The 25,042-nt window shown below is 72.2% G+C and carries 21 protein-coding genes; 10 read left to right on the forward strand and 11 right to left on the reverse strand.

Going from position 1 to position 25,042, the window contains the following annotated elements; genetic code table 11:
- The first annotated feature begins 77 nt into the window (after positions 1 to 77).
- The 4 genes from ACFYZ3_RS27015 to ACFYZ3_RS27030 all read left to right on the forward strand — a co-directional run bounded on the left by ACFYZ3_RS27015 (position 78) and on the right by ACFYZ3_RS27030 (position 5,070).
- The gene (locus ACFYZ3_RS27015) at positions 78 to 719 is read left to right on the forward strand and encodes a TetR/AcrR family transcriptional regulator (RefSeq protein ID WP_388522663.1); all 642 of its coding nucleotides are present in this window, start codon (positions 78 to 80) and stop codon (positions 717 to 719) included.
- A gap of 136 nt (positions 720 to 855) precedes the next feature.
- Positions 856 to 1,704, forward strand: a complete 849-nt coding sequence (locus ACFYZ3_RS27020) for a 3-hydroxyacyl-CoA dehydrogenase family protein (RefSeq protein WP_388522666.1) — start codon at positions 856 to 858, stop codon at positions 1,702 to 1,704.
- A 190-nt stretch (positions 1,705 to 1,894) separates the two neighbouring features.
- A complete protein-coding gene (locus tag ACFYZ3_RS27025; RefSeq protein WP_003973611.1) occupies positions 1,895 to 2,218 on the forward strand; it encodes an STAS domain-containing protein in 324 nt (107 codons plus the stop codon).
- A 233-nt stretch (positions 2,219 to 2,451) separates the two neighbouring features.
- Positions 2,452 to 5,070, forward strand: a complete 2,619-nt coding sequence (locus ACFYZ3_RS27030) for an ATP-binding protein (RefSeq protein ID WP_388522670.1) — start codon at positions 2,452 to 2,454, stop codon at positions 5,068 to 5,070.
- 82 nt (positions 5,071 to 5,152) lie between these two features.
- Here ACFYZ3_RS27030 and nucS read toward each other — a convergent pair whose 3' ends face one another.
- Positions 5,153 to 5,824, reverse strand: coding sequence for an endonuclease NucS (nucS, locus tag ACFYZ3_RS27035; RefSeq protein WP_388522673.1), 672 nt, complete (start codon positions 5,822 to 5,824; stop codon positions 5,153 to 5,155).
- 279 nt (positions 5,825 to 6,103) lie between these two features.
- On the opposite strand from nucS, the gene ACFYZ3_RS27040 reads away from it, so the two are divergent.
- Entirely contained in the window at positions 6,104 to 6,496 is a 393-nt protein-coding gene (locus ACFYZ3_RS27040) for an SCO5389 family protein (RefSeq protein WP_003973607.1), read from the forward strand.
- 82 nt (positions 6,497 to 6,578) lie between these two features.
- On the opposite strand, the gene ACFYZ3_RS27045 is transcribed toward ACFYZ3_RS27040, so the two are convergent.
- Positions 6,579 to 7,607, reverse strand: a complete 1,029-nt coding sequence (locus ACFYZ3_RS27045) for an LLM class flavin-dependent oxidoreductase (RefSeq protein ID WP_388522676.1) — start codon at positions 7,605 to 7,607, stop codon at positions 6,579 to 6,581.
- Positions 7,608 to 7,862: 255 nt separating this feature from the next.
- On the opposite strand from ACFYZ3_RS27045, the gene ACFYZ3_RS27050 reads away from it, so the two are divergent.
- On the forward strand, positions 7,863 to 8,195 hold the full coding sequence (locus tag ACFYZ3_RS27050; protein WP_388522679.1) for an ATP/GTP-binding protein: 333 nt from the start codon (positions 7,863 to 7,865) through the stop codon (positions 8,193 to 8,195).
- Positions 8,196 to 8,203: 8 nt separating this feature from the next.
- Here the strand turns inward: ACFYZ3_RS27050 and ACFYZ3_RS27055 are convergent, their stop codons facing one another.
- The 7 genes from ACFYZ3_RS27055 to mce form a co-directional block, all read right to left on the reverse strand.
- A complete protein-coding gene (locus ACFYZ3_RS27055; protein WP_361004542.1) occupies positions 8,204 to 9,073 on the reverse strand; it encodes an ABC transporter permease in 870 nt (289 codons plus the stop codon).
- Positions 9,070 to 10,341 (reverse strand): ABC transporter ATP-binding protein, encoded by a 1,272-nt coding sequence (locus ACFYZ3_RS27060; protein WP_388522682.1) that lies wholly within the window; start codon positions 10,339 to 10,341, stop codon positions 9,070 to 9,072. Before ACFYZ3_RS27060 ends, ACFYZ3_RS27055 begins: the two co-directional genes overlap by 4 nt.
- A 148-nt stretch (positions 10,342 to 10,489) precedes the next feature.
- A complete protein-coding gene (locus ACFYZ3_RS27065) occupies positions 10,490 to 11,266 on the reverse strand; it encodes an ABC transporter permease (protein WP_361004548.1) in 777 nt (258 codons plus the stop codon).
- Positions 11,263 to 12,255 (reverse strand): ABC transporter ATP-binding protein, encoded by a 993-nt coding sequence (locus ACFYZ3_RS27070; RefSeq protein ID WP_388522687.1) that lies wholly within the window; start codon positions 12,253 to 12,255, stop codon positions 11,263 to 11,265. The genes ACFYZ3_RS27065 and ACFYZ3_RS27070 overlap by 4 nt, the downstream gene beginning before the upstream one ends.
- Before the next feature lie 123 nt (positions 12,256 to 12,378).
- Positions 12,379 to 13,311 carry a cellulose-binding protein gene (locus ACFYZ3_RS27075; protein ID WP_003973600.1) on the reverse strand — a complete coding sequence of 311 codons (933 nt, stop codon included), beginning with the start codon at positions 13,309 to 13,311 and terminating at the stop codon, positions 12,379 to 12,381.
- 207 nt (positions 13,312 to 13,518) lie between these two features.
- Positions 13,519 to 17,499 carry a polarized growth protein Scy gene (gene scy / locus ACFYZ3_RS27080; protein ID WP_388522692.1) on the reverse strand — a complete coding sequence of 1,327 codons (3,981 nt, stop codon included), beginning with the start codon at positions 17,497 to 17,499 and terminating at the stop codon, positions 13,519 to 13,521.
- Between the two features lie 233 nt (positions 17,500 to 17,732).
- A complete protein-coding gene (gene mce, locus ACFYZ3_RS27085) occupies positions 17,733 to 18,173 on the reverse strand; it encodes a methylmalonyl-CoA epimerase (RefSeq protein ID WP_115744253.1) in 441 nt (146 codons plus the stop codon).
- Between the two features lie 149 nt (positions 18,174 to 18,322).
- Between mce and ACFYZ3_RS27090 the strand changes: the two genes are divergently transcribed.
- Together ACFYZ3_RS27090 and meaB are read left to right on the forward strand one after the other, a co-directional pair.
- On the forward strand, positions 18,323 to 19,555 hold the full coding sequence (locus ACFYZ3_RS27090; protein WP_388522695.1) for an acetyl-CoA C-acetyltransferase: 1,233 nt from the start codon (positions 18,323 to 18,325) through the stop codon (positions 19,553 to 19,555).
- Positions 19,556 to 19,592: 37 nt separating this feature from the next.
- On the forward strand, positions 19,593 to 20,549 hold the full coding sequence (meaB, locus tag ACFYZ3_RS27095) for a methylmalonyl Co-A mutase-associated GTPase MeaB (protein WP_388522698.1): 957 nt from the start codon (positions 19,593 to 19,595) through the stop codon (positions 20,547 to 20,549).
- 77 nt (positions 20,550 to 20,626) lie between these two features.
- Here meaB and ACFYZ3_RS27100 read toward each other — a convergent pair whose 3' ends face one another.
- Together ACFYZ3_RS27100 and ACFYZ3_RS27105 are read right to left on the reverse strand one after the other, a co-directional pair.
- Positions 20,627 to 21,847, reverse strand: a complete 1,221-nt coding sequence (locus ACFYZ3_RS27100; protein WP_388522701.1) for an RNA-guided endonuclease InsQ/TnpB family protein — start codon at positions 21,845 to 21,847, stop codon at positions 20,627 to 20,629.
- A gap of 235 nt (positions 21,848 to 22,082) precedes the next feature.
- Positions 22,083 to 22,808 carry a PepSY domain-containing protein gene (locus ACFYZ3_RS27105; protein ID WP_388522703.1) on the reverse strand — a complete coding sequence of 242 codons (726 nt, stop codon included), beginning with the start codon at positions 22,806 to 22,808 and terminating at the stop codon, positions 22,083 to 22,085.
- A gap of 124 nt (positions 22,809 to 22,932) precedes the next feature.
- Between ACFYZ3_RS27105 and ACFYZ3_RS27110 the strand changes: the two genes are divergently transcribed.
- A complete protein-coding gene (locus tag ACFYZ3_RS27110; protein ID WP_102932268.1) occupies positions 22,933 to 23,601 on the forward strand; it encodes a response regulator transcription factor in 669 nt (222 codons plus the stop codon).
- Positions 23,598 to 25,040, forward strand: coding sequence for a sensor histidine kinase (locus ACFYZ3_RS27115; protein WP_388522706.1), 1,443 nt, complete (start codon positions 23,598 to 23,600; stop codon positions 25,038 to 25,040). Before ACFYZ3_RS27110 ends, ACFYZ3_RS27115 begins: the two co-directional genes overlap by 4 nt.
- Positions 25,041 to 25,042: the final 2 nt, after the last annotated feature.

Below are 25,042 nucleotides of genomic sequence, written 5' to 3' on the forward strand. Positions count from 1 at the left end.
GAGGCACTGTAATTTTGCAATGCCTCCAAGTTTTCACTGGCCCCAGACTGTGTCGTCGGCGCAGCTAGGATGCGGGCATGGCCGAGGGACTCAGGGAACGGAAGAAGCGGCAGACCCGGCAGTACATCTCGGATGTCGCCACGGGGCTGTTCCTGGAGCGCGGCTTCGAGGCCGTGACGGTGGCGGAGGTCGCGGACGCCGCGAACGTCTCCGTCAACACCGTCTACAACTACTTCCCGGCCAAGGAGGACCTCTTTCTCGACCGCTCCAAGGGCGTGGTCGACCGGCTCTCGCGCTGGGTGCGCGGGCGGCGGGAGGGGGAGTCGGCGGCTCAGGCCGTGCTGCGGGAACTGCGCGAGGAGGTCGAGTCGGTTTCACCCCGGATCGGTCTCATGGAGGGATATGCGCGCTTCATGGGGGTCATCCACTCCTCGCCCGCGCTGCGTTCCCGGCTCTGGGCGATCGGCCAGGAGGTGCAGGACAACCTCGAGCACACCCTGCGCGAGGAGACCGGCGCCCCGGACGACGACCCCGTCCCCTCGCTGATGGCCGGTCAGATCAACTGGCTGCACGGCACGGTGATGGCGACCATCGGCCGCCGCCTGATGGCCGGCGGGAAACCCGCCGAAGTGTCCCGCGACATCCTTGTGCTGCTGGACGAGATGGAGGGCCTGCTGAGCGAGAAGGTGCTCAACTACGCCGCACGAGGCGCTCTGTGACACCCGGACGGCACCCCTCGGTGTGACGTCCGTCATTTGAGACGTGACGCGCGTTACTAACCGGTCACACAGCGCCTCACGCCCGCTAATCTCCGGCCGAGAGACGAGAATCAGCGCGTATCAGGGGAGTCGCACAGTGGCACGGAAGCTCGCCGTCATCGGAGCCGGTCTCATGGGGTCCGGCATCGCCCAGGTCTCCGCCCAGGCGGGCTGGGAGGTCGTCCTGCGCGACGTCACCGACGAGGCGTTGCGGCGCGGCACCGACGGCATCAGGGCCTCCTACGACAAGTTCGTCGCCAAGGGGAAGCTCGCCGCCGACGACGCCGAGGCCGCGCTCGGGCGCATCACCGCGACCACCGACCTGGACGCCGCCGCCGACGCGGACGTCGTCGTCGAGGCCGTCTTCGAGAAGCTCGAGGTCAAGCACGAGATCTTCCGTACCCTGGACAAGCTGGTGAAGGACGGGGCGATCCTCGCGTCCAACACCTCCGCCATCCCGATCACCAAGATCGCGGCGGTGACCGAGCGCCCCGAGCGGGTCGTCGGCACCCACTTCTTCTCGCCGGTCCCGATGATGCAGCTGTGCGAGCTGGTGCGCGGCTACAAGACCAGCGACGAAACGCTCGCCGCCGCACGCGAGTTCGCCGAGTCCACCGGCAAGACCTGCATCGTCGTCAACCGCGACGTCGCCGGATTCGTGACCACCCGGCTCATCTCCGCCCTCGTCGTCGAGGCCGCGAAGCTGTACGAGTCGGGCGTCGCCACCGCCGAGGACATCGACCTCGCCTGCAAGCTGGGCTTCGGCCACGCCATGGGACCCCTGGCCACCGCCGACCTGACGGGCGTCGACATCCTGCTGCACGCCACCGGCAACATCTACACCGAGTCCCAGGACGAGAAGTTCGCCCCGCCGGAGCTGATGCGCCGGATGGTGGACGCCGGTGACATCGGCCGCAAGAGCGGGCAGGGCTTCTACAAGCACTGAGGTCGCATCAGCCCCGGCAAACGTCACACGCCGGAGTGAATTCGGTATCGGTTCGCTTACAGACGGCAACCTCCGGTCGTTTCGGCCAGTCAGAGGGTGCAGTGCCTGATATCGCCGAGAGACCACAACGCGCGCAACGCAACGCCAAGACGAAGAAGACGACGAAGAAGACGCACGCCGGGGAGCGCATATGCACATCAGGGGCGACCACGTCGAGCTGGTCGTCGGGGGCCGCCTCGACGTCCGCAGCGCGGCGGACGCCCGTACGGTCCTGCACTCGGCCGTCGACGACGGAGTCGGCGACCTGGTGCTCGACCTGTCAGAGCTGGACTCCTGGGACGCCACCGGACTCGGCGTGATCATGGGAGCCCACCGGCGGGCCGGCCGCTGCGGGCGGCGGCTGGTGCTGCGCGGCGTGCCGCCGCAGATGCAGCGCCTGCTGGTGGCCACCCGGCTGCACCGGATCCTCGCCATCGAGGGCGGCATCGGTGTGGAGACCCTGCCCCGCGTGTAAGTGAAGGTTCACACCTCCGACACACGCAATCCTCACGAGACCGTGACCTCTCGGGCCGTCCGGCACCCCGGGCTGTCGGAGATACTGGGCGAAGGTTTAGGGTCTGGCTGCCCGCTGCCTTTGCAAACCCGCCGGCGGGCCCGGACCAGAAGCGACAGCGCGGTGTGCGGCAAGGCCGGGAGGGTGGTCCCTGCCGGGGCCCTGCACACGACGCTTTTGGGGGGCTTGAACCAATGGACCCGAACAACCGGGGCCCTGAGGAGTACGGCCAGGACGGCGACCACCAGGCGCCGCGCCCGCGCCCGCACAGGGACCCCATCACCTCCGACTTCGGACAGCACGCGCCCGCGCTCGCCCGCACGGTGCAGCTGGTGTCCGGCGACTTCCTGCTCACCGTCAACCCCGTCGACGGCAGCGAGATCGAGGTCTGTCCGCCCACGGAACGGCCCGCCCGGCCCGACAAGCTCACCGCGGCCGAACGAGCGGAGGCGGAGCGCGCCGCGCGGCCGCCCGTCCCACCGGGACCGGTCCGCACGGTCCTCGGCCTGCTGGCCCGCGAGGACGAACGCGAACGCCTGGTGCGACTCCTCGCCCGCGGCCGCTCCGTCCGCCTCACCGGCCCCGCCGGCTCCGGCCGCACCAGTCTCCTCGACGTCGTCGCCGAGGACTGCGCGGGCCTCGCGCCCGACGGCGTCGTCCGCCTGAGCGGCCACCACCGCACCGCCGACGACCTGCTCCACGACCTCTTCTACGCCGTCCACCGCGCGCCCCTGCACCGTCCCGGCCGGACGGAACTCCTCGGACACCTGCGCGAGGTGGGCGCGGTCGTCGTCCTGGACGACGTCGAGTTCGGCGGCACCGCCCTCGACGAACTCCTCGACGCCACCCCCGAGTGCGCCTTCGTCATCGGCGCCACCCCGGAAGTGGCCGCACCCTCCGCCGACTCGGCCGTCGAGGAGGTCTTCCTCACCGGCCTGGACCGCTCCGACGGCGTGGAGCTGCTGGAGCGCGCCGCCGGGCGGACCCTCACCGAGGAGGAGGCCAACTGGGCCGGAGACCTCTGGTTCGAGTCCGAGGGCCTGCCGCTGCGCTTCGTCCAGGCCGGTGCCCTGCTGCGCCGGCGGGACCGGGAACGGGCCGGTGCCGACGCCGTCGACGAGTTCGGCGTCTTCGCCGACGCCCGCCCCGGCGACGACACCCCCTACGACGCCGCCGAGGCCGACGACGTACCCCTGCCGTCCCTCGGCGAGGCCGCCGCGCCCGCACCGCTGCTCGCCTCCCGGCTGAGCGCCTCCGCCCGCGCCACCCTGGAGTTCGCCGTCGCGCTCGGCGGCGAGGTGCCGCACCAGGCGCATCTGCCCGCCCTGGTCGGCGACACCCACGCGGACGCCGCCCTCGGCGAGCTGATGGACTGCGGACTGGTCTCCCCGGTCGGCTCCCGCTACCGGCTGGCCGCCGGCGTGCTCACCCAGCTGGACAGCGCCGGTTACGCGGACGCCGTAGGGGAGCGGGCGACGGCCGCCGCCCAGCACTACGCCTGGTGGGCCGGGCACCCCTCGGTCACCCCGGAGCGGGTCTGCGCGGAGGCCGACGCCGTACTGGCCGCCCTCGCCGCGCTGGTGCCCGCGACCACCCCGACCGCCCAGGACGAGGAGAGCCCGGCCGTCCAGCTGGCCCGCACCGCGGCGCCCGCGTTCGCCGCCGGGCTGCACTGGAGCGCCTGGGAACGGGCGCTGCGTTCCGGCACCGCGGCCTCCCGGCTCGCCGGTGACGTCGCCGAACAGGCCTACTTCCACCACGAGCTGGGCGTCCTCGCGCTGTGCGAGGGCCAGCTGGACCGGGCCCGGGCCGAGCTGGAGGCCTCCATCGGGCTGCGCGGCGCGCTCTCCGACAAGCGCGGTGCCGTGGCCGGCCGCCGCGCCCTCGCGCTGGTCGCCGACCGCACCGGCGACACGCCGGGCCTGGGCAGCGGCGCGGGCGGGTTTGCCGCGGCGGCGCCCGCCGCAGGACTCGGTGCCGTCGGCGCCGGACTCGGTCCGACGGTGGGGGAGGAGGTGCCCGACGCCCGCACCGAGGAGTCGGCGTCGCCGTCCGCGGGCGTTCCCGCGCCCTTCCCGCCGCTCCAGCCGCCCCCGCAGTCCCCCACTCTCGTCACCCGTCGCGAGCCCGACGAGGAGCCGTCCCGCACGGTCGCCGGCGGCATCAAGGGCTTCGCGCGGCGCAACCTGGTGGCCGCCGGAGCGGGCGCGCTGCTCGTCGCCGTGCTCGGCACGGTGGTGACCCTGGGGGCCACGTCCGAGAACGACGGCGGCGATCCCTCCAACGAGGTCGGCGTCAACCCGTCGGCCAGCCAGGGCGTCGACGACGGCAGCCTGGGCGCGGACCGGCCCTCCGACGACGGTCAGGGCCAGGAGACGCCCGGCCCGACCGACTCCACCACCCCCGGCACGTCCGAGTCGCCGACGGCCACGGAGTCGGGGCAGCCTTCGCAGGGGCCGAGCAACACGGGCAGCACCGACCCCGGTGACGACGAGAGCCCCGACGACCCCGGCTCGCCGGACGAGCCGAGCAAGTCGCCGAGTTCACCGACGACGAAGCCGACGTCGCCGAAGCCGACGGACACCGAGCCGACGGACCCCGGGACGCCCACCGAGTCCGACGACACGTCACCGACGCCCACGGAGACCGAGACGACCTCGCCGTCCACCCCCGAGACGTCCGACACCGTCAGCGGCGCCGACACGCCCCCGGCCACCGTTTCGCAGAGCAGCACCGAGAGCACCGGGAGCACCGGGAGCACCGGCACCGGAACGCCGGCCGACTCGGATCCGGAGACCGGTCAGATCATCTGACCCCACCGGGGAAGGCGACAGCACAGGAGGGCCGGGTCCGCCACACGGACCCGGCCCTCCGCACCTCGTACGTGACGCGCCCTCAGAACAGCCGCAGCTTGTCGTCCTCGATGCCCCGCAGCGCGTCGTAGTCCAGGACCTGGCAGCCGATGCCGCGGTCCGTGGCCAGCACGCGGGCCTGCGGCTTGATCTCCTGGGCGGCGAAGACGCCGCGCACCGGCGCGAGATGCGGATCGCGGTTCAACAGCTCCAGGTAGCGCGTGAGCTGCTCCACGCCGTCGATCTCGCCGCGCCGCTTGATCTCGACCGCGACGGTCCCGCCCTGGGCGTCCCGGCACAGGATGTCCACCGGGCCGATGGCGGTCATGTACTCGCGGCGGATGAGGGTGTACCCCTCGCCCAGGGTGTCGATGCGGTCGGCGAGCAGCTCCTGGAGGTGTGCTTCCACGCCGTCCTTGATCAGGCCCGGATCGACGCCCAGTTCGTGCGAGGAGTCGTGGAGGATCTCCTCCATCGTGATGATGAGCTTCTCGCCCGCCTTGTTGACGACGGTCCAGACGCCCTCCTCCCCGCCCGTGCCCTCCTTCAGGGTGCAGGGCGGCGACATCCAGTTGAGGGGCTTGTAGGCCCGGTCGTCGGCGTGGATCGAGACGCTGCCGTCCGCCTTGACCAGGATCAGCCGGGGGGCCGAGGGCAGGTGGGCGGTGAGCCGTCCGGCGTAGTCGACGGAGCAGCGGGCAATGACGAGACGCATGGTCGGCAACGCTACTCGACCGGCCCGGCCCGACGCGATTCGCCCGGACCCGGGCACCGCGCGCACTGTCCCACTTCTCCCATTGGCCCCGTTGTGCGCACTGGCCGATTGTGGGCCTACGGGATGGTGTCCATCTGGGCATTCTCCTGGTGCCGTCACGATCGGTTGCTTACGGTATTGAACGGGAGGTCGCGAACTGTGTACGCAGCGTGTTCGGAATCGCGCACTCCCTTAACTGTCCGGCAACCCCTGCTGGTCGGGGGTGCGAGAGGAGAACCCATGTCGCTCGACGTCTCACCGGCCCTACTCGAACAGGCCGAGCGAGGCGAGGTCGACGAAGCAGACTTCGTCGACTGCGTCCGGACCTCCCTGCCCTACGCATGGGAGATGGTCAGCTCCCTGGTGGCACAGCTGAAGGTCGACGGCGGAGCCTTCGCCGACAACCAGACGCCCCCGCCGGACGAGCAGGCGCGCGGTCAGCTCCTGCGTGCGCTCGCGAGTGACGCCATACGCGGTGCACTGCAGCGGCACTTCGGGGTGCGGCTGGCCTTCCAGAACTGCCACCGGGTGGCGGTGTTCCCGTTGGACTCCTCTGTCGACGAGACGCTGACCAAGTTCACCTCGGTGCGCAGCCAGTTGCTGAACCAGTCGCCGGAACTGCGCGACTGCTGACGGCCCCTAGAGCGCCCGCTTGCCGCTCCGTACGCGGGAGGTGCAGTTCTGTACCGGAGCGGCAAGCTCCCCGCCCGCCGGGTCAGCGGAGCTGGGGGAGCACCTCGGCCCCGAGCCGCCGCACGTTCTCCTCGGTCGCCGCCAGGTCTCCCGAGCCCTCGACGAGCAGGGCGAAGCGGGAGATACCGGTCCGCTCGCCGGTCGCCGCGAGCCGGTCCGCGCACAGCCGGGGCGTGCCCACCGGGTGCAGCCCGCAGAGCAGTTCCGTGTAGGCGTGCGGGTCGCGCATCTGCCGGGCCCGGCCGTCCACCGTGACATGGGCGCCAAGTCCCTGCCGCAGCCAGCCCGGCATCGCCTTGAGCAGGGTCTCGGCCGCGTCCGAGCGCCGGTCCGCGATCTGGCAGACTCCGGCCGACACGTGTCCGGCGCCGTGGATCTGTGCCGCCGGACGTCCGGCCGCACGCGCGTGGCGCCGCCACAGGGCGACCATCTCCGCCTTCTCCTCGTCGCCGACGTGCATCCCGAGGAGCATCGGCAGCCCCCGCTCGGCCGCCAGCCGCACGCTCGACGGCGAGGTGCAGGCGACGACGACCTCCGGGCCGGGCTCCTCCGACAGGGACTCCGACGGACGCGGCACGACGGGCACCTCGCGGAAGCGGTAGCGGTCTCCCGAGGCGCCGACGGCCGGCTCGCGCAGCCAGCGCAGCAGCAGGTCGAGCGAGTCCGGAAACCCCTTCTCGTACGCCTGAAGACCCGCGCCGAACACCTCCAGGTCCACCCACGGGCCGCCGCGGCCCACGCCCAGCGAGAAGCGGCCGCCGCTGGTGACGTGCAGCAGCGCGGCCTGCTCGCCGAGCGCCACGGGGTGGACGGTGGGCAGCACACTGACCGCGGTGCCGACCCGGATGCGCCGGGTGCGGCCCAGCAGCAGCGCGGCCAGGGTCACGGCCGACGGACACGTGCCGTACGGCACGAAGTGGTGTTCGGCCAGCCAGACCGTGTCCAGCCCGGCCTCCTCGGCGACCTCGGCCGAGCGGACGGCGCGGTGCAGCGCCTCCCCCTGGCCCTGGCCCGGGAACTGGGCCCCCAACACGAAACTTCCTACGCGCATTGCCTTTTCCTGCTTCCTCGGCCCCGACGTGGAGCTCCCCCACACGGCATAACCGCCTGACACGTGCCGAGGACACGGCCGGACGAAGGACTTTGCGGATTGTCTGCAGAATCGGCCGTTGTGGGACGGTGCGTGGGCCCGGTCGGACAACACCGGTCGGGGGAGTTGCGGTGGTTGGCGCCGTACGCGTACCCGGGTCCGTGCCGCGTAGGCTGGATGCCGCCCTGCTTCCTGTATAGCTCCGTGAGGTGTCCTGTGTCCCCGCGTCGCAACCGACCCAAGGGAGCCGGTTTCTCCGGCCGGAGCGCCGAGGAGGACGGCTCCGGCCGCTACGGCGGCTGGCAGTCCTCGGAGGACTGGCAGGGCGAGGAGTGGAGCGTACGGCACGTGGCGGGCTCGAGTGCGCAGGGCAAGGCGTACCGCTGCCCGGGCTGCGACCAGCTCATTCCGGACGGTGTCCCGCACGTCGTGGCCTGGCCGGCCCACTCGGGCGTCGACGACCGCCGGCACTGGCACAAGGCCTGCTGGAACGCGAAGGACCGCCGCACCACGCGGGTGCAGCGGTCCCGTAACGCGCCGAGGTTCTGAAGGCCCGCCTACACGTCCCGCTTCTCCAGCAGGGCGAAGGCGCCGGCGAACGCGGCCGCGGTCACGCCGAGCACGATCCACAGCGGGTCCCAGCCCGAGGGCCCGGACTCGGAGAGCGAGTTGGCGTAGAAGATGCTCATCTGGTTCGGGATCGAGTACTCGAACAGCGCCTGCTGCACGTCCTTGAGCGACTCCGAGAACATGAACAGCGCGATCACCAGCGGGGCGAGCAGGACGCCGATCATGATGGTGATGGCGCCCGCCGAGTGCCGGATGATCGAGCCCATGGCCAGCGAGAGCAGCCCGAGCAGCGCGACGTAGAGCGAGACGCCGACGGTGCCCTTCAGCCACTCCGCGCCGGTCGGGTTCTCGGCGCCGTTGCCCTCCAGCATGGACACGTGGGCCAGCCCGACCAGCGTCGCGCAGACCAGGGTCACCACGAACGCCACCAGGAAGAACACGATGCCCTTGGCGGCCAGCACCCGGCCGCGGCTGGGGCAGGCGGTCATCGTCGTGCGGATCATCCCCGTGCCGTACTCCGAGGCGGTGGTCAGGACGCCCAGCGTGATCACGCACATGCTGCCCAGCAGCAGGCCGAAGAAGCCGAGGCTCAGCGCGCTCTCGCCGGCCAGGTCGGAGTCCGAGCTCGCCACGACCGCGCCGGTCAGCAGCCCGATGCCGAGGACCAGCAGGACGAACACGCCCAGCGTCCACATCGTCGAGCGCACCGACTTGATCTTCGTCCACTCGGAGGCCAGCGCGTGCACGAGGGTCGTGCGCACCACCGGGATCGGCGACGTGTACGTCGGGAACGGCGAACCGGGCGCCGCGTGCCAGTCGGGCGCGGCCTGCTGCGTCGGGGGCTGGGGCGTGCTCATCGGGCGTCCTCGGGCTTGGTCGGGTCGGTGACGGGCGCGGAGGCGGGCGCGGGGCCCGCCGCGGGCGGCGTCGGCGCGCCGGCGGGAGCCTGGGGCATCGGCGGTGCCTGGGGGGCCTGCTGGGCCGCGTACGGGTTGGCCGGCTGACCGCCCGGCACGGCACCGGGCGCCACCGGGGCACCGTACGGGCCCGCCGGCGCCTGGCCAGGCGCGCCCTGCGGCGCGGCGAAGGGCTGACCGCCCTGCTGGGGCGGCGGCGGCGCGTACCACCCGGGCTGGCCCTGACCGGGCACCGGCATCGGCGGCTGCGCGCCGGGCGGCAGGGGCTGCTGGAGCCCCGCCTTCTGGTCGGCGGTCGACCGGTAGTCCACGGCGCCCTGCGTCATCCGCATGTACGCCTCCTCCAGCGAGGCCTGGTGCGGCGACAGCTCCCACAGCCGTACGTCGGTGTCGTGCGCGATGTCGCTGATGCGGGGGAGGGCGAGCCCGGTCACCCGCAGCGCGCCGTCCTGCTCGGGCAGCACGTGGCCGCCCGCCTCGGTCAGCGCGGAGGTCAGCTTCTCGCGCAGCTGCGGATCGGTGTCCGGGGTCCGTACGCGCGCGAAGTCGGCGGAGTTGGCCGAGATGAAGTCCGTCACGCTCATGTCGGCGAGCAGCTGGCCGCGCCCGATGACGATCAGGTGGTCGGCGGTGAGCGCCATCTCGCTCATCAGGTGTGAGGAGACGAAGACGGTGCGGCCCTCCGCGGCGAGCGCCTTCATCAGGTTGCGCACCCAGTGGATGCCCTCCGGGTCGAGGCCGTTGACCGGCTCGTCGAAGAGCAGCACCTGGGGGTCGCCGAGCAGCGCGGCGGCGATGCCGAGCCGCTGGCCCATGCCGAGGGAGAAGCCCTTGGAGCGCCGCTTGGCGACGTCCTGGAGGCCCACCACGCCCAGCACCTCGTCCACCCGGCGGGCCGGGATCCCGGACAGCTGGGCGAGGCTCAGCAGGTGGTTGCGGGCGGCCCGCCCGCCGTGCACCGCCTTGGCGTCCAGCAGTGCCCCGACATGGCGCGCGGCGTTCGGCAGCCTGCGGTACGGGTGACCGCCGATGGTCACGTGCCCCGCCGTGGGGTTGTCCAGGCCCAGGATCATCCGCATCGTCGTCGACTTGCCCGAGCCGTTGGGCCCCAGGAAGCCGGTGACGGCACCGGGCCGCACCTGGAAGGAGAGGTTGTACACAGCGGTCTTGTCGCCGTATCGCTTGGTCAGGCCGACAGCCTCGATCATGCTCCGCACCCATCGGAAGGTTCAGGGACAGCAGGGCACACGCCCCCGTAAGGGTTAGGAGGATATCCACGCGCTGACGGTTCCGTTCAAGCGCGGGCAAAATCCGACACCGTACGGAGGCGCCCGCCGGGGTTCTGCTCCCAGCGTCTCAGGCGTCCCGCCGCTTCAGCACCGCATACCCGCCGACGAGCGCCGCGATCACCCACAGTGCCATGATCCCCAGGCCGCCCCACGGCCCGTACGGCACGTCGTCGTCGATCGGCGTGACCACCTGCATGATCTTGCTGCCGGCCTGGTCGGGCAGGAACCGGCCGACCTTCTCCGTCGCCGGGACGTTGCCCAGGATGTTGGAGATCAGGAAGAAGAACGGCATCAGGATGCCCAGCGACAGCATCGGGGAGCGCAGCATCGCGGCCACGCCCATCGAGAACATCGCGATCAGCGTCATGTAGAGGCCGCCGCCGAACACCGCGCGCAGCACGCCCGGGTCGCCGATCGACGCCTTCAGGTCGCCGAGCATCGCCTGCCCGAGGAAGAACGTGGCGAAACTGGTGACCATGGCCACGACCAGCGCGAGGAGGGTGGCCACCGCGATCTTGCTGAACAGGAAGGTGCCGCGCTTCGGCACGGCGGCCAGCGAGGTGCGGATCATGCCGGAGCTGTACTCGTTGCCCACGACCAGCACCCCGAACACGATCATCGCCAGCTGGCCGAGGCTCGTGCCGGCGAAGCTGATGAAGGTCGGGTCGAAGGAGAGCTGGTCCCGCCGGCTCATGTCGCCGAACTCGTTCTTCGACAGGGCCGAGATCAGCATGCCGAGGGCGATGGTGACGACCACGGCGAGGCCCAGCGTCCACACCGTGGACGCGACCGACCGGATCTTGGTCCACTCGGACCGGACGACCTGTGTCGCCGCCATGCTCATCCCCTCTTCCAGTCGCTGCCCCACGGCTGCTGCGGGGGCTGTCCCGGTGGCTGTTGCTGCTGCGGCACCGCGCCGGGCGGCTGCCCGTCGTGCGCGTGGTACTCCACGGACTCCGCGGTCAGCTGCATGAACGCCTCCTCCAGGGAGGCGCGCTGCGGGCTCAGCTCGTACAGCACGACCTGGTGGCGCGCCGCCAGCTCGCCGACCGTCTCCGACTTGTCGCCGTCCACCTCCAGGACCCCCTCACCCGACTCGACGACCGCGACCCCGGCCGCGTGCAGCGCGTCGAGCAGCTGCTCGCGCTGCGGGGTGCGGATCCGGACGTAGCTGCGGGAGTTCTCCGCGATGAACTCGGCCATCGAGGTGTCCGCCAGCAGCCTGCCCTGGCCGATGACCACCAGATGGTCGGCGGTCAGCGCCATCTCGCTCATCAGATGGGAGGAGACGAAGACCGTACGGCCCTGGGAGGCCAGGGTCTTCATCAGATTGCGGATCCAGTGGATGCCCTCGGGGTCGAGCCCGTTGACCGGCTCGTCGAACATCAGGATCCGCGGATCGCCCAGCAGCGCGCCCGCGATGCCGAGCCGCTGCCCCATGCCGAGGGAGAAGCCCTTGGTCTTCTTCCGGGCGACCGCCGACAGCCCGACCGTGTCCAGGACCTCGCGCACCCTGCTCGCGGGAATGCCGTTGCTCTGCGCGAGGCACAGCAGGTGGTTGTAGGCGCTGCGCCCGCCGTGCCACGCCTTGGCCTCCAGGAGCGCGCCGATGTACGTCAGCGGGTCCTTCAGCTGGTCGTAGTGCTTGCCGTCGATCCGCACGTCCCCGGCGGTCGGCCGGTCCAGGCCCAGCACCATCCGCATGGTCGTCGACTTGCCCGCGCCGTTGGGGCCGAGGAAGCCCGTGATGATGCCGGGTCTGACGGTGAAGGAGAGATTGTTGACCGCTACCTTCTCGCCGTACCGCTTGGTCAGCCCCTCGAGCTCGATCATGGCGACCACGCTAGAACGGGACGAGGCCCGCTGCCACCCCAGTGACAGCAGGCCTCGCCCAGGTTCGTACGGATTCAGCAGGCGCACCCCCCGCGCGGCCGGAACCGCCCGGGCGAAAGGGCGTCAGCGGGACTGCTGGGCCGGGACCCCGCGGGAGACCGACTCGTCCTCGACCGACGGAGCGGCCGCCACCGCGGCGCCCGTGAGCGACGCCAGCATCTCGCGCACGTTGGTCAGCTGCGCGTTGATGGAGTCGCGGCGGTTGGTGAGGGCGGCCAGCTCGCGCTCCGATTCCGAACGGATCCGGTCGGCCTTGGCGTTGGCGTCGGCCACGATGTCCTCGGACTGGCGCTGCGCCGTCTCCACGGTCTGGCGGGCCCGGCGCTCGGCGTCCGTGCGCAGCTTCTCCGCCTCAAGGCGCAGCTGCTCCGCGCGGTGCTCGATCTCCGCGAGCCGCTTCTCGGCCTTGGCCTGACGGGAGGCCAGGTCGCGCTCGGACTGCTCGCGGCGCTTGGCGAGGTTCGTCTCGAAGTCGGCGGCGGCCTGCGCGGCCTTCGCGCGGGTCTCCTCGAAGAGCGCGTCGGCCTCGTCGCGCTTCGACTGCGCGTCCTTCTGCGCCTCGGAACGCAGCTGCGAGGCGTCGCCCTTGGCCTTCTCGACGATCCGGACGCCCTCGTCCTCGGCCTTGGCCTTGCGCTCCGCGGCGTACGACTCCGCGTCGTTGCGCACCTGCTGGGCCGAGGACTCGGCCAGCTCGCGGTGCTGCTCGGCCGCGCGCCGGGCCTCCTCGCGCAGGTCCTTCGCCTCTTCCTCGGCGAGCCGCAGGATCTTCTCGACCCGGGCGCCGAGACCGGCGTACGACGGCTCGGCGTCGTTGACCTGGGCCTGGGCGTTCTGAGTCTCGAGGTGGAGCTCCTCGATGCGCTTTTCCAGAGCGGTGATGCGGGCGAGAGCGCTGTCACGGTCGGAGACGAGCTTGGAGATACGTTCGTCCACCTGAGCGCGGTCGTACCCACGCCGCACAAGCTCGAAGCCGTAGGGGGAAGTGTCGCTCATGGGGTTCCTGTCGAAAGAGACCGGGTGAGGTGATAGAGGGAATCCTAGGCGCCAATGCGGTGTGTCATCGAGCGGATGCACGTTTGATACGGAGAATGACACCTCTTTTGAGTGGCTGACCCGCGGATGGCTTGCCAAAGTTCTGGTGAACGGTCCCGTCGGGACTCGGCCAAAGATCTCCAGCAGACACCGAAACCGCCCCGGACGCTAGCCGTCTGACGACTTGCCACCCGAACGTGGGGCGCCCACCGTCGCTCCGGCCTTCACCCCGTTGTCCTTCGCGCCCCCGGGCGCCTCGAACGACTCCAGCGCCTCCAGCACGTCCTGCACCCGGGAGATCTCCGCGTTGATGTCCTCGCGGCGCCGGACCAGCACCTCCAGCTCGCGCTTGCCCTCGTCGACCGTGCGCCGGGCCTCGCGGACCGCCTCGGCCTTCAGCTCCTCGGCCTCGCGGACCAGGGTGGCCTTCTTCTGCTCGGCCTCCTTGAGCAGCCCCTCGGCCTTCTTGACGGCGGCGATGCGCACCTTGCCGGCCTCGGAGTTGGCCTCCGACACCAGCTCCTTCGCCTTCGCCTCCGCCTTGGCGAGCTGCTCCTCGGCGGCCTTGATGAGCGCGTCGCAGCGGTCTCCGGCCGACTTCATCGTCTCGGCGGCCTCGCGGCGGGCCCGCTCGTGCAGCTCCTCGATCTCCGAGGTGAGCCGCTCGCGCAGCTCCTCCGCGCGCTCCCTTATGGCGGTCGCGTCCCGGCGGGCGCCGACCAGCAGCTCGTCCGCGTCCGTACGGGCCTTCTCCACCCGGGTGTTGCCCTCGACCGTCGCCTCCTGGACGATCCGGTCGGCCTCCGAGCGGGCCGCGCCGACCATCGTGTCGGCCTGCGACTCGGCGTCCGCGGTGGTCTTCTGGGCCTGCTGCTGCGCCTCGGTGAGCAGCTTGTCGGCCTCGGCGGTGGTCTCCGTGATGAGCGTGTCGACCTGCTCGGCGGCCTCCGAGCGCCGCTTGTTCGCGTCCTTGCGGGCCTCGTCGAGGGTGCGCTCGGCCTCCTCCCGGGCGGCCGTGGTGACCCGCTCGGCCTCCGCGGCCGCCTCGCGGCGGACCCGGTCCGCCTCGGCGCGGAGCCGCTCGGCGTGCTGCTGCGCGGAGCCGACGGTGTCGGCGGCCTCGGCCCGCAGCCGCTCCGCCTCCCCGGTGGCGTCCGAGACCAGCTGCTCGGCCCGGGCGCTCGCCTCGGCCCGTACCCGGTCGGCCTCGGCGATCGTCTCGGTGCGCAGCCGCTCCGCCTCGGTGGCCGCCTCGGTCCTGACCCGCTCGGACTCGCTCGCCGCCTCGGCGGTGACGCGCTCCGCCTCCGCGAGCGTCCGGGTCCGCAGCCGGTCGGTCTCGGCCGCCGTCTCGGTGGTGAGCCGCTCCGCCTCGGAACGCGCCTCGGTGATCAGGGTGTCCGCCTGCGTCGCCGCGTCGGACCGGATGCGGTTGGCGTCCTCGCGGGCGTCCGCCCGGGTGCGGGACGCGGACTGCTCGGCCTCGGCGATGGCGTCGGAGGCCTCCGTGCGCACCCGCTGGGCGTGCTCGGAGACGTCCGCGCGGATCCGGTCGGCCTCCGTGATGGCCTCGGACACGGTCCGCTCGGCCAGTGTCTTGGCGGCCTCGGCCTCCTCCTGCGCCTCGCGCCTGAGGCGTCCGGCGTCCTCGCTCGCCCGCTCCCGCTCCGCGTAGGCGTCGGCGCGGACCCGGTCCGCCTCCTCCTGCGCCTCGGTCCGGGTGCGCTCGGCGGCGTGCTCGGCGGCGCTGCGCAGCCCGGTGATCTCCTCCTGGGCCTGCTCGTGCAGCCCGGCGACCGACTCCCGTACCTGCGCCGCGTGCTGCTCGGCGGCCGACACCATCTCGGTGGCGCGCCGGTCGGCCTCCTCGACCAGCCGGACCGCCTCGGCCTGGGCCTCCTCCACGCGGTTGCGCGCCGAGGCCAGCAGCTCCTCGCTCTGCTCGCGGGCCCGCTCGCGCTCCTGGTCGGCCTCCTGCCGGGCCGAACCGAGGAGTTCCTCCGCCTCGCGGCGGCGTCGGGCGGCCTCCTCCTGGGCGGCGGCCAGCGCCTCGGACGCCTCCGCCGCGATGCGCTCGGCGGCGGTCTGCGCCTCCGCCCGTACCCGGTCGGCGCTCTCCTGCGCCTCCGACTTCAGCCGCTCCGCCTCGTTGGAAGCCTCCGAGCGCAGCCGTACGGCGACGGCCTCGCCCTCCGCGCGGGAGGCGGACGCGTCCGCGGCGGCCTCGGTGCGCAGCCGCTCGGCCTCCGTCTCGGCCTGCTGCTGGAGCGTACGGACCCGCTCCGCGGCCTCGGTGCGCAGCCGCTCGCTCTCCTCGGCGGCCTCGCGGCGGATCCGCTCGCCCTCCTCGCGGGCCCCGCTCAGCGCCTCCTCGGCGGCGGTGCGGCGCTCCTCGGCCTCGGTGTGCAGCCGCGTCAGCTCCTCGGCGGCCTCCTCCCGCCGGGCCTCGACGGCGCGCTCGGTCTCCTCGCGCAGCTCGCGGGCGGCCCGCTCGGCCTCCGCCTGGAGCTCCTCCACGCGCTCGGCGGCCTCCGCGCGGTGCCGCTCGGCCTCCGCGCGGGTGCGCTCCAGCGTCTCCTCGGCCTGCCGGCGCAGGGTGGTCGCCCGCTCGATGGCCTCGGCGCGGACCTTCTCGCCGTCCGCCGTCGCGCTCTGGCGCAGCTCGTCCGCGTCCGCCTTGGCCTTGGCGAGCAGCTCCTCGGCGGTCTTCGCCGCCTCCTCGATCTGCGCCACGGCCTCCTTGCGGGCCTCGGTGCGGATCTTCTCGCCCTCGGCGACCGCGTCCGCCCGCAGCTGCTCGGCCTCGCCGCGCAGCCGGCGCGCCTCCTCCTGAAGCTCGACCGTCTTGGCGCGGTACTCCTTGGTGTCGTCCTTCGCCGCGCCCTTGAGCTCCTCGGCGATGTCGTGCGCCTCGGCGCGCAGCCGGTCCGCCTCGGTCTCGGCCTCGGTGCGGATCCGCTCGGCCTCCTCGGTGGCCGCCTTCGTGGTCCGCTTGGCGTCCTCCGACGCCTTGTTCAGCACGTCCTCGGCCGTCTTGGCCGCCTTGGACAGCTGGGTGGCCGACTCCTCGGCGGTGATCGTGCGGGCCTTCTCGGCGGCCTCGGCGACGATCCGCTCGGCCTCGGCGCGGGCGTCCGCGACCACCTGCTCGGCCTCGGACCTGGTGCTCTCGGCGTCCTTGGTGGCCTCGCCGACCAGCCGGGCGACCTGCTCCTTGGCGGTGCGGGTGCGCTGCTCGTTGGTCGCCTCGGCGCTCGACAGGGCCTTGGCCGCGGCCTCCTCGGCCTCGGCGACCACCTTCTCGGCCTCGGCCTGCGCCTTGCGCAGCGCCTCCTCGGCCTCCGACATGCGCTGCTCGGCGGCCCGGCTCAGCTCCTGGACCTCGCGCCGGGTGGACTCCGACTCGGTGGCGGTGGAGCTGCGCAGCTGCTCCGCGTGGTCGGTCGCCTCCTGCGCCTGCGTCGAGGCGGCGTTCAGCAGCCGCTCCGCGTCGGTGCGCGCTCGACGCAGGATCTGCTCGGCCTCGGCGCGGGCGCTCTCCGCGTCGCTCCGCAGCCGCTGCCGGGCCTCGGCGGTCAGCCGCTCCGCCTCCGCGCGGGCCGCGCTCATGGCCTGCTCGGCCTCCGCGCGGGACTCGTCGAGCAGGCGCCGGGCCTGCTGCTCGGTGCGGGCGCGCAGCTGCTCCGCCCAGGCCACGTTCTCGTTGACGTGCGACTCGACGGTCTGCCGGCGCTCGGCCAGTTCCTGGTCGAGCTGCTGGCGTCGGGTCACCGCCTCCTGGTGCAGCTCCGCCTGGAGCCGGGCCGCCTGCTCGGCGTGCTCCTGGAGGATCCGCTGGGTCTGCGCCCGCGCCTGGCTCAGCTCCCGCTCCGCGTCCGCGCGCAGCTGGTCGGCCTGCGTCTGCGCGTTGCGCAGCAACTGCTCGGCCTGGTACCCGATGTCGCCGCCGTCGAAGGCGGGCCGGGACATGATGGTGCGCCGCGCCTCGTGCAGCTTGGCGCGCAGCACCTCGACCTGGTAGCCGAGGTCCTCGGCGTGCTGGATCGCCTTTTCCCGCTCGGTCTTCAGCCGCTTCATCTCGGCCTCGAACCGAGAGAGGTGGTCGACGTCAGCCGCCGGCTCTCGCTCCTGGCTCTCGTAGCCCCGCACTGCGCGGTCCCATCCGTCCCCTGGTCGCAAATCTTCCCGAACGAGCTCCGTCCGTCCGCCGAACGGGGCCCCCGGGGAATGGTGTCAGATCAACGGCGGAGCATGTGCTGCTGCCCCGTCGCCCGCCCCCCGAAACACGACCCCGGCGGTCCCGGCACCCAAGGCGACAGGACCGGGTCACCCTGGACTGAGCGGCGACCGCACCCAACCCTACCGGCCCATATGTACGAGGGTCAGTGCTCAGGTGACTCAACGGCCGCCGAAGTGACCAGTTCTGTCAGTACGCCATGGCAGTCCTTGGGGTGCAGGAAGGTGATCCGCGACCCCATGGAACCGCGCCGCGGCTCGTCGTACAGAACGCGTACGCCCTTGTCGCGGATGTCCGCGGCGTCCGCGTCCACGTCCGCCGTACCGAACGCGATGTGGTGGACGCCCTCGCCGTTCTTCGCGAGCCACTTGCCGACCGCGGAGTCCTCGCGGGTCGGCTCCAGGAGCTGGAGGTACGAGGCGCCCCCGTCCGACGTATCGTTGATCTTGAGCATGGCCTCGCGCACGCCCTGCTCCTCGTTGACCTCGGTGTGGAACACCTCGAAGCCGTAGGTGGCACGGTAGAACCCGACGGTCGCGTCGAGGTCGTGGCAGGCGATTCCGATGTGGTCGATTCGCGTCAGCATGGTTTCAGTGCAGCGCTCCGGAGGTGGTTACGCAACGTGCGCGCGATCACACCGACAGCCCGGTGACGGGCGGGATACCGCTCAGTACATTCGAGTAAACCCTCGTTCACTCCTCGGCCTGTGCGGGCCGGAAAAGGGGACCGCAGCTCATGTCTTCTGGAACCACTGAAACCTCTGGAACCTCTGGAACGAACGGCACGACCTCCGTCGTCGTCGCGGGTGCCCGTACCCCGATGGGCCGGCTGCTCGGCTCCCTGAAGTCCTTCAGCGGGGCCGACCTCGGCGGATTCGCGATCAAGGCCGCCCTCGACCGTGCCGGGATCGGCGGCGACCAGGTCCAGTACGTGATCATGGGGCAGGTGCTCCAGGCCGGTGCCGGGCAGATCCCCGCCCGCCAGGCCGCGGTCAAGGCCGGCATCCCCATGAGCGTCCCGGCGCTCACGATCAACAAGGTCTGCCTCTCGGGCCTCGACGCCATCGCACTCGCCGACCAGCTCATTCGCGCGGGTGAATTCGACGTGATCGTCGCCGGCGGCCAGGAGTCCATGACCAACGCCCCGCACCTGCTGCCCAAGTCCCGCGAGGGCTACAAGTACGGCGCGGTCCAGATGATCGACGCCATGGCGTACGACGGCCTGACCGACTCCTTCGAGGACATCGCCATGGGCGAGTCCACGGAGAAGCACAACACCCGCCTCGGCATCGAGCGCGCCGCCCAGGACGAGATCGCCGCCCTGTCCCACCAGCGCGCCGCCGCAGCCCAGAAGAACGGCGTCTTCGAGGCCGAGATCACCCCGGTCGAGATCCCGCAGCGCAAGGGCGACCCGGTGCTGTTCAGCAAGGACGAGGGCATCCGCGGGGACACCACCGCCGAATCGCTCGGCAGGCTCCGCCCGGCCTTCGCCAAGGACGGCACCATCACCGCGGGCTCCTCCTCGCAGATCTCCGACGGCGCGGCGGCCGTGGTCGTCATGAGCCGGGCCAAGGCCGAGGAGCTGGGCCTGGAGTGGATCGCGGAGATCGGCGCCCACGGCAATGTCGCGGGCCCCGACAACTCTTTGCAGTCGCAGCCGTCGAACGCCATCCGGCACGCCCTGAAGAAGGAGGGCCTGGAGGTCGCCGACCTCGACCTGATCGAGATCAACGAGGCCTTCGCGGCCGTCGCCGTGCAGTCAATGAAGGACCTCGGCGTGTCCACCGAAAAGGTGAACGTCAACGGCGGTGCCATCGCCCTCGGGCACCCCATCGGCATGTCCGGCGCCCGGCTGGTGCTGCACCTCGCCCTGGAACTGAAGCGGCGCGGCGGCGGCGTCGGCGCGGCGGCGCTGTGCGGCGGCGGCGGTCAGGGCGACGCGCTGATCGTGCGGGTGCCCGGGGCCTGACCCCCCGAGTTACGACTTCTCACTGAACGGAGCTGTGATGCAGGACGTCTCCTCACTGGTGGCCCAGGCCCGAGAAGGCCGGCCGCGGGCCGTGGCCCGGCTGATCTCCCTGGTGGAGGGGGCGTCCCCGCAGCTCAGGGAGGTCATGGAGGCGCTCGCGCCGCTCACCGGCAACGCGTACGTCGTCGGTCTGACCGGCTCCCCGGGCGTCGGCAAGTCGACGTCCACCTCGGCGCTGGTCACGGCGTACCGCAAGCAGGGCAAGCGGGTCGGCGTCCTCGCCGTCGACCCGTCCTCCCCCTTCTCCGGCGGCGCCCTGCTCGGCGACCGCGTCCGGATGTCGGAGCACGCCTCCGACCCGGGCGTCTACATCCGCTCGATGGCGACCCGCGGCCACCTCGGCGGGCTCGCCTGGGCCGCGCCGCAGGCGATCCGCGTGCTGGACGCGGCCGGCTGCGACGTGGTTCTGGTGGAGACGGTGGGTGTCGGCCAGTCGGAGGTCGAGATCGCCTCCCAGGCCGACACCTCCGTCGTCCTGCTGGCCCCCGGCATGGGCGACGGCATCCAGGCGGCCAAGGCCGGAATCCTGGAGATCGGCGACGTCTACGTGGTCAACAAGGCCGACCGGGAAGGCGCCGACGCCACCGCCCGCGAGCTGAACCACATGCTGGGCCTCGGCGAGGCGCGCGCCGCCGGTGACTGGCGGCCGCCCATCGTCAAGACGGTCGCCGCGCGCGGCGAGGGTGTCGACGAGGTGGTCGAGGCGCTGGAGAAGCACCGCGCGTGGATGGAGGAACGGGACGTCCTCACCGAGCGGCGCCGGGCCCGGGCGGCGCGCGAGGTCGAGACGATCGCCGTCACGACGCTGCGGGAACGCATCGGCGACCTGCACGGGGACCGGCGCCTCGGCGCCCTGGCGGAGCGGATCGTCGCCGGGGAACTGGATCCGTACCGGGCGGCGGACGAACTGGTAGCGGGGCTGACGGAGGGGTGAGCGGGCACCGGCGGGGGCGGCCGCCTGGTGCAACACCGCCTTGAATCCTCCCCTCCCTGGGGGAGGGGATTCCTGGCTCAGGCTGCCTCCTGGAGCGGCGCTCCAGGAGGTCTTCCACCATCGGCACCAGCCGGGTTGAGACCAGCCCGGACGAGCATGACGCGTGCGGAGTTCTTGTCCCGTGGGGCTGTGGTTCCGCAGGCGGTGCAAGTGTGGGTGCGTTCACCCAGCGGCAGGGCGTGCTTGGCTCTCGCTCCGCACTGCGCGCAGTCCATCGTGGTGTACGCGGGGTGGACCAGACGGATGTCCCGCCCGTGCTTGCGCCCCATCTCGATCAGAGCGGCCTTGGTGGCGCCGATGGCGGCGTCCGCGGCCTTGCGGGCCATCGTCGACCGGGCCAGGAACTTCGGCCGGAAGTCCTCCACCGCCACGGCGTCATGGTCACGGACGACCTTCTTGGCCCACTTGCGGCCGGTATCCGCACGCTGCCTGGCGACCTTCTTGTGCGCCTTCGCCCGCAGCTTCCTCGCCGCACGGTAGCCCCTCGACCCGGGCCGGCCCTTCTTGGGCCTGCGGCGGGCCATCATCCGGTCGTACCGGGTGAGTTTCTCCTTCGCCTTCCCGCCATACTCGGGGTGCGGCAGGTCGTGCGCGTCGGACGTGGTCGTCGCCGTCTCCCGCACACCCCAGTCGACGCCGAGGACGCGGCCGGTCGGGGGCAGGGGCTGGACCTGGGCGGGGACGACGAAAGAGGCGTACCAGTGTCCAAGGCTGTCCTGGTACACGCGTACCGAGGACGGCTCGGCGGGCAACTCCCGCGACCACACCACCCTCAGGACGATGCCACCCGCCAGGTGCAGCCGCCCGTCCTTCAGCCGGAACCCGCGCCGCGTGTAGTTCAGAGTCGCCGACGACTCCCGCCTGGTCTTCCACGTCGGCATCCCGGCCCGGCGCATCAGGGGCAAGCCCGCCGAGATGTCCTGCTGGCCCTTGGTGCGGGAGCGGCCGAAGTCACGGATGATCTGCTGCTGGGGAACGCACGAGCCGTCCCGCAGCCACGGCGTAGAGGCGCGGGCCCCGGTCAGTATCCTGTCGAGTTGGGCAGGACCGCACGTGGCCTTCTTGCCGGTCGCTCTGTTGTGCAGGTGCACGGCCCTGGACTTGGCGACGCACTCGTTCCACACCCAGCGGCACCGGCCCCACTCCGCCGCCAGCAGGGCACGAGCCGCGGACGACACCCGCAACCGGTACGTGTACCGGGCATGCCCGACCTTCTCATCCGCCCCCACCTGTGCCATCTCGCCCCCTTCACAGCCACGGCCACGACACCGCGCCGTCCCCGACCCTGCGAAGGACCATACGTACGAAAGCCGCACACACACCCGTTGATCCGGAAATCGCCACCCTCACCAGCGACCGTGGGCACATGTGTTCGCGTCACCTTGGGCTGTGTCAAGAGCAATACAGGCGCTCTGCGCCCCGGTCGGTTCCGGGGCGCCGCCACGGCTCCGGGCGCCATGCGCGCGGAGCCGATCAGTCGTCGTCGGAGTCCTGCGAGTCGTCCGAGCCGTCAGCGTTTCCCGAGTCATGGGAGTCGTGTGAGCGGTCGGCCGTGACCTTGCCGGTCTTCGGGTCGACCCGCCAGTCCTGCTCACCCTTGCCGGAGGCGTGCGTCTCGACCTCCCAGGCGGGCTTGCCGTCGCCGTGGTCGCCGTCGTCGTCCAGCTCGACGGAGGTGACGGTGCCGTGTCCGGCCGCCGCCTTCGCCGCCTCGGCGGCGTCCACCGAGGTGCCCTTCAGGGCCGCGCGCACCTCGGCGGTGTCGTCCTCGTCGTCGTCCCGCTCCGAGCCCAGCACCTTGCCGGTGGCCGCATCGATCCGGATGCTGTGCCAGGTGCCGTCGCCGGAGAGGACGTCGACCTCCCAGGCCGCACGCTCACGGCGGTCGTTCCCGTAGTCGTCCCCGTCGTCGTCCTCGTCGTCCAGCTCGGCGGAGACGGCCGTGCCCGGGGTGTCCGCCAGCGCGGCGGCGACGGCGTCGGCAGCCGTGACCTTCGCGGAGGCGGCGCCGGAGTCGTCGCGCCGGTCGTCGTCAGCGTCGTCGGCCTCGTCCCGTACGCCGCCGTCGTCCGACACGCTCACGTCCGCGCGGGGCGCCGTGCCCCGGTCGTCGTCCCCCGTCGTCGCCAGCGCCGTCGCCGTACCGCCTCCGATCAGTGCGGCGGCGGTGACGGCGGCGATCACGATGTTGCGCTTCATGCGGTTTCCTCCGAGTCGTCCAGAGTCCAGCGGTTTTCGGTGACTTCACTGTCGCGGACCGACGCTGAGGCCAGGCTGAAGCCACCTGAAGGGATCTTCAGCTCGGCTTTGGGACCCTCTACCCATGCGCCTGTTGATCGTGGAGGACGAGAAGCGCCTCGCCGTGTCGCTCGCCAAGGGCCTCACCGCGGAGGGATACGCCGTGGACGTCGTCCACGACGGCCTGGAGGGACTGCACCGGGCGGGCGAGGGCGTGTACGACCTCGTCATCCTCGACATCATGCTGCCCGGCCTCAACGGCTACCGGGTCTGCGCCGCCCTGCGCGCCGCCGGGCACGACGTGCCGATCCTGATGCTCACCGCCAAGGACGGCGAGTACGACGAGGCCGAGGGCCTGGACACGGGCGCGGACGACTACCTCACCAAGCCCTTCTCCTACGTGGTCCTCGTCGCCCGCGTGAAGGCCCTGCTGCGGCGGCGGGGACAGGGTGCCGGTGCCTCTCCCGTGCACGTCCACGGCGACCTCAGGGTCGACACCGCCGCCCGCCGGGTCTTCCTCGGCGAGGACGAGGTCACCCTCACCGCCAAGGAGTTCGCCGTCCTGGAGCAGCTCGTGGTGCGGGCCGGGCAGGTGGTCTCCAAGGCCGAGATCCTGGAGCACGTCTGGGACTTCGCCTACGACGGCGATCCCAACATCGTCGAGGTGTACGTCAGCGCGCTCAGGCGCAAGCTGCGCGCCGGGCTCATCCGGACCGTGCGCGGCGCCGGCTACCGGCTGGAGACCGGGCGGTGAGCCGCCTCTTCGCCTCGGTGCGGGCCCGTGCCACGCTCGCCGCCACCCTCGTGGTCGCCGTCGCCCTCGTCGCGGCCGGTACCGCCGTCCTGCTCTCCCTGCGCTCCAACCTGCTCGGCGAGGCCGGAACCCAGGCGGAGCGGTCCGCCCGCGACGTCGCGACGGAGCTGGCCTTCGGGACGGCGTACGGCGACCTGTCGCTGGACGTGGACGACCGACCGGTGCAGGTCGTCGACGACCGGGGCAGGCTGGTAGCCGCCAGCGAGGACCTGGAGCGGATCAGCGGCACCGGCGTCGACGCGGTGAAACCGCAGCCCGCCGCCTCCCCGGGTGGGGAGGACGACGATGCCGACGACGATGACGACTCCGGCGAGTCCCTCGAACCCGGCGAGATCGGCGGCCGGATCACCGTCAGCGACGGCTCGGCGACCATCGACGGGGACACGGAGGACTACCGTTTCGCCGCCGTCCCGGTGAAGACCGACGACCGGGGCACGCTCACCGTCTACGCCGGTGCCCCGCTCTCCGCCGAACACGGTGCCGTGAACACCGCGCTGACGGTGATGCTGATCGGTTTCCCGCTGCTGCTCGCGGTCGTGGCGTGGGTGACCTGGCTCGTCACCCGGCGCGCACTGCGCCCGGTGGAGGGCATCCGGCGGGAGATGGCCGCGATCACCGCCAGTGAGGACCTGGCCCGCCGGGTCCCGGTGCCGGGCACCCACGACGAGGTGGCCAGGCTCGCCACCACCACCAACGAGACGCTGGCCGCCCTGGAGTCCTCGGTGGAGCGGCAGCGCGGCTTCGTCGCCGACGCCTCGCACGAGCTGCGCAGCCCGATCGCGTCGCTGCGCACCCAGCTGGAAGTGGCCGCCGCGCATCCCGAGCTGCTGGATCTGGACGGCGCCGTGGCGGACACCGTACGGCTCCAGCGGCTCGCCGCCGATCTGCTGCTGCTGGCCAGGCTGGACGCGGGGGAGCGGCCCGCCGACGCCCGGGTCGACCTCGCGGCGCTCGCGCGCGAGGCGGCCGAGGGGCGGACCGGGGTGCGGGTGCGGGGGGACGAGGGCGCGGTGAGTGTGGCTGGATCGCGCGGGCAGCTGGGGCGGGTGCTGGCCAATCTGCTGGACAACGCCGAGCGGCACGCCCGCTCGGTGGTGGAGGTGTCCGTGCGGTGGGACGGGGACACGGCGGTGGTCGCCGTGGCCGACGACGGCGAAGGCGTACCGGCGACCGACCGGGAGCGGATCTTCGAGCGGTTCGTACGGCTCGACGACGCCCGCAGCCGCGACGACGGCGGGGCCGGTCTCGGACTGGCCATCGCCCGCGACGTCGCCATGCGGCACGGCGGGACGCTCACGGTGCACGACGCACCGGCAGGCGGCGCCCTGTTCGAGCTCCGCCTGCCGGGTGACCGGGCCGCAACGGCCCGGGACATGTGATC

It is taken from the genome of Streptomyces sp. NPDC001599, assembly GCF_042893535.1.
Classification (GTDB): domain Bacteria; phylum Actinomycetota; class Actinomycetes; order Streptomycetales; family Streptomycetaceae; genus Streptomyces.

What these genes read in the sequence shown, in the direction of transcription:
- ACFYZ3_RS27015 (WP_388522663.1), top strand. Translation starts at nt 78, where the DNA reads ATGGCCGAGGGACTCAGGGAACGGAAGAAGCGGCAGACCCGGCAGTAC.
- ACFYZ3_RS27025 (WP_003973611.1), top strand. Translation starts at nt 1,895, where the DNA reads ATGCACATCAGGGGCGACCACGTCGAGCTGGTCGTCGGGGGCCGCCTC.
- ACFYZ3_RS27030 (WP_388522670.1), top strand. Translation starts at nt 2,452, where the DNA reads ATGGACCCGAACAACCGGGGCCCTGAGGAGTACGGCCAGGACGGCGAC.
- nucS (WP_388522673.1), bottom strand. Translation starts at nt 5,824, where the DNA reads ATGCGTCTCGTCATTGCCCGCTGCTCCGTCGACTACGCCGGACGGCTC.
- ACFYZ3_RS27040 (WP_003973607.1), top strand. Translation starts at nt 6,104, where the DNA reads ATGTCGCTCGACGTCTCACCGGCCCTACTCGAACAGGCCGAGCGAGGC.
- ACFYZ3_RS27045 (WP_388522676.1), bottom strand. Translation starts at nt 7,607, where the DNA reads ATGCGCGTAGGAAGTTTCGTGTTGGGGGCCCAGTTCCCGGGCCAGGGC.
- ACFYZ3_RS27055 (WP_361004542.1), bottom strand. Translation starts at nt 9,073, where the DNA reads ATGAGCACGCCCCAGCCCCCGACGCAGCAGGCCGCGCCCGACTGGCAC.
- ACFYZ3_RS27060 (WP_388522682.1), bottom strand. Translation starts at nt 10,341, where the DNA reads ATGATCGAGGCTGTCGGCCTGACCAAGCGATACGGCGACAAGACCGCT.
- ACFYZ3_RS27065 (WP_361004548.1), bottom strand. Translation starts at nt 11,266, where the DNA reads ATGAGCATGGCGGCGACACAGGTCGTCCGGTCCGAGTGGACCAAGATC.
- ACFYZ3_RS27070 (WP_388522687.1), bottom strand. Translation starts at nt 12,255, where the DNA reads ATGATCGAGCTCGAGGGGCTGACCAAGCGGTACGGCGAGAAGGTAGCG.
- ACFYZ3_RS27075 (WP_003973600.1), bottom strand. Translation starts at nt 13,311, where the DNA reads ATGAGCGACACTTCCCCCTACGGCTTCGAGCTTGTGCGGCGTGGGTAC.
- mce (WP_115744253.1), bottom strand. Translation starts at nt 18,173, where the DNA reads ATGCTGACGCGAATCGACCACATCGGAATCGCCTGCCACGACCTCGAC.
- ACFYZ3_RS27090 (WP_388522695.1), top strand. Translation starts at nt 18,323, where the DNA reads ATGTCTTCTGGAACCACTGAAACCTCTGGAACCTCTGGAACGAACGGC.
- meaB (WP_388522698.1), top strand. Translation starts at nt 19,593, where the DNA reads ATGCAGGACGTCTCCTCACTGGTGGCCCAGGCCCGAGAAGGCCGGCCG.
- ACFYZ3_RS27100 (WP_388522701.1), bottom strand. Translation starts at nt 21,847, where the DNA reads ATGGCACAGGTGGGGGCGGATGAGAAGGTCGGGCATGCCCGGTACACG.
- ACFYZ3_RS27105 (WP_388522703.1), bottom strand. Translation starts at nt 22,808, where the DNA reads ATGAAGCGCAACATCGTGATCGCCGCCGTCACCGCCGCCGCACTGATC.
- ACFYZ3_RS27110 (WP_102932268.1), top strand. Translation starts at nt 22,933, where the DNA reads ATGCGCCTGTTGATCGTGGAGGACGAGAAGCGCCTCGCCGTGTCGCTC.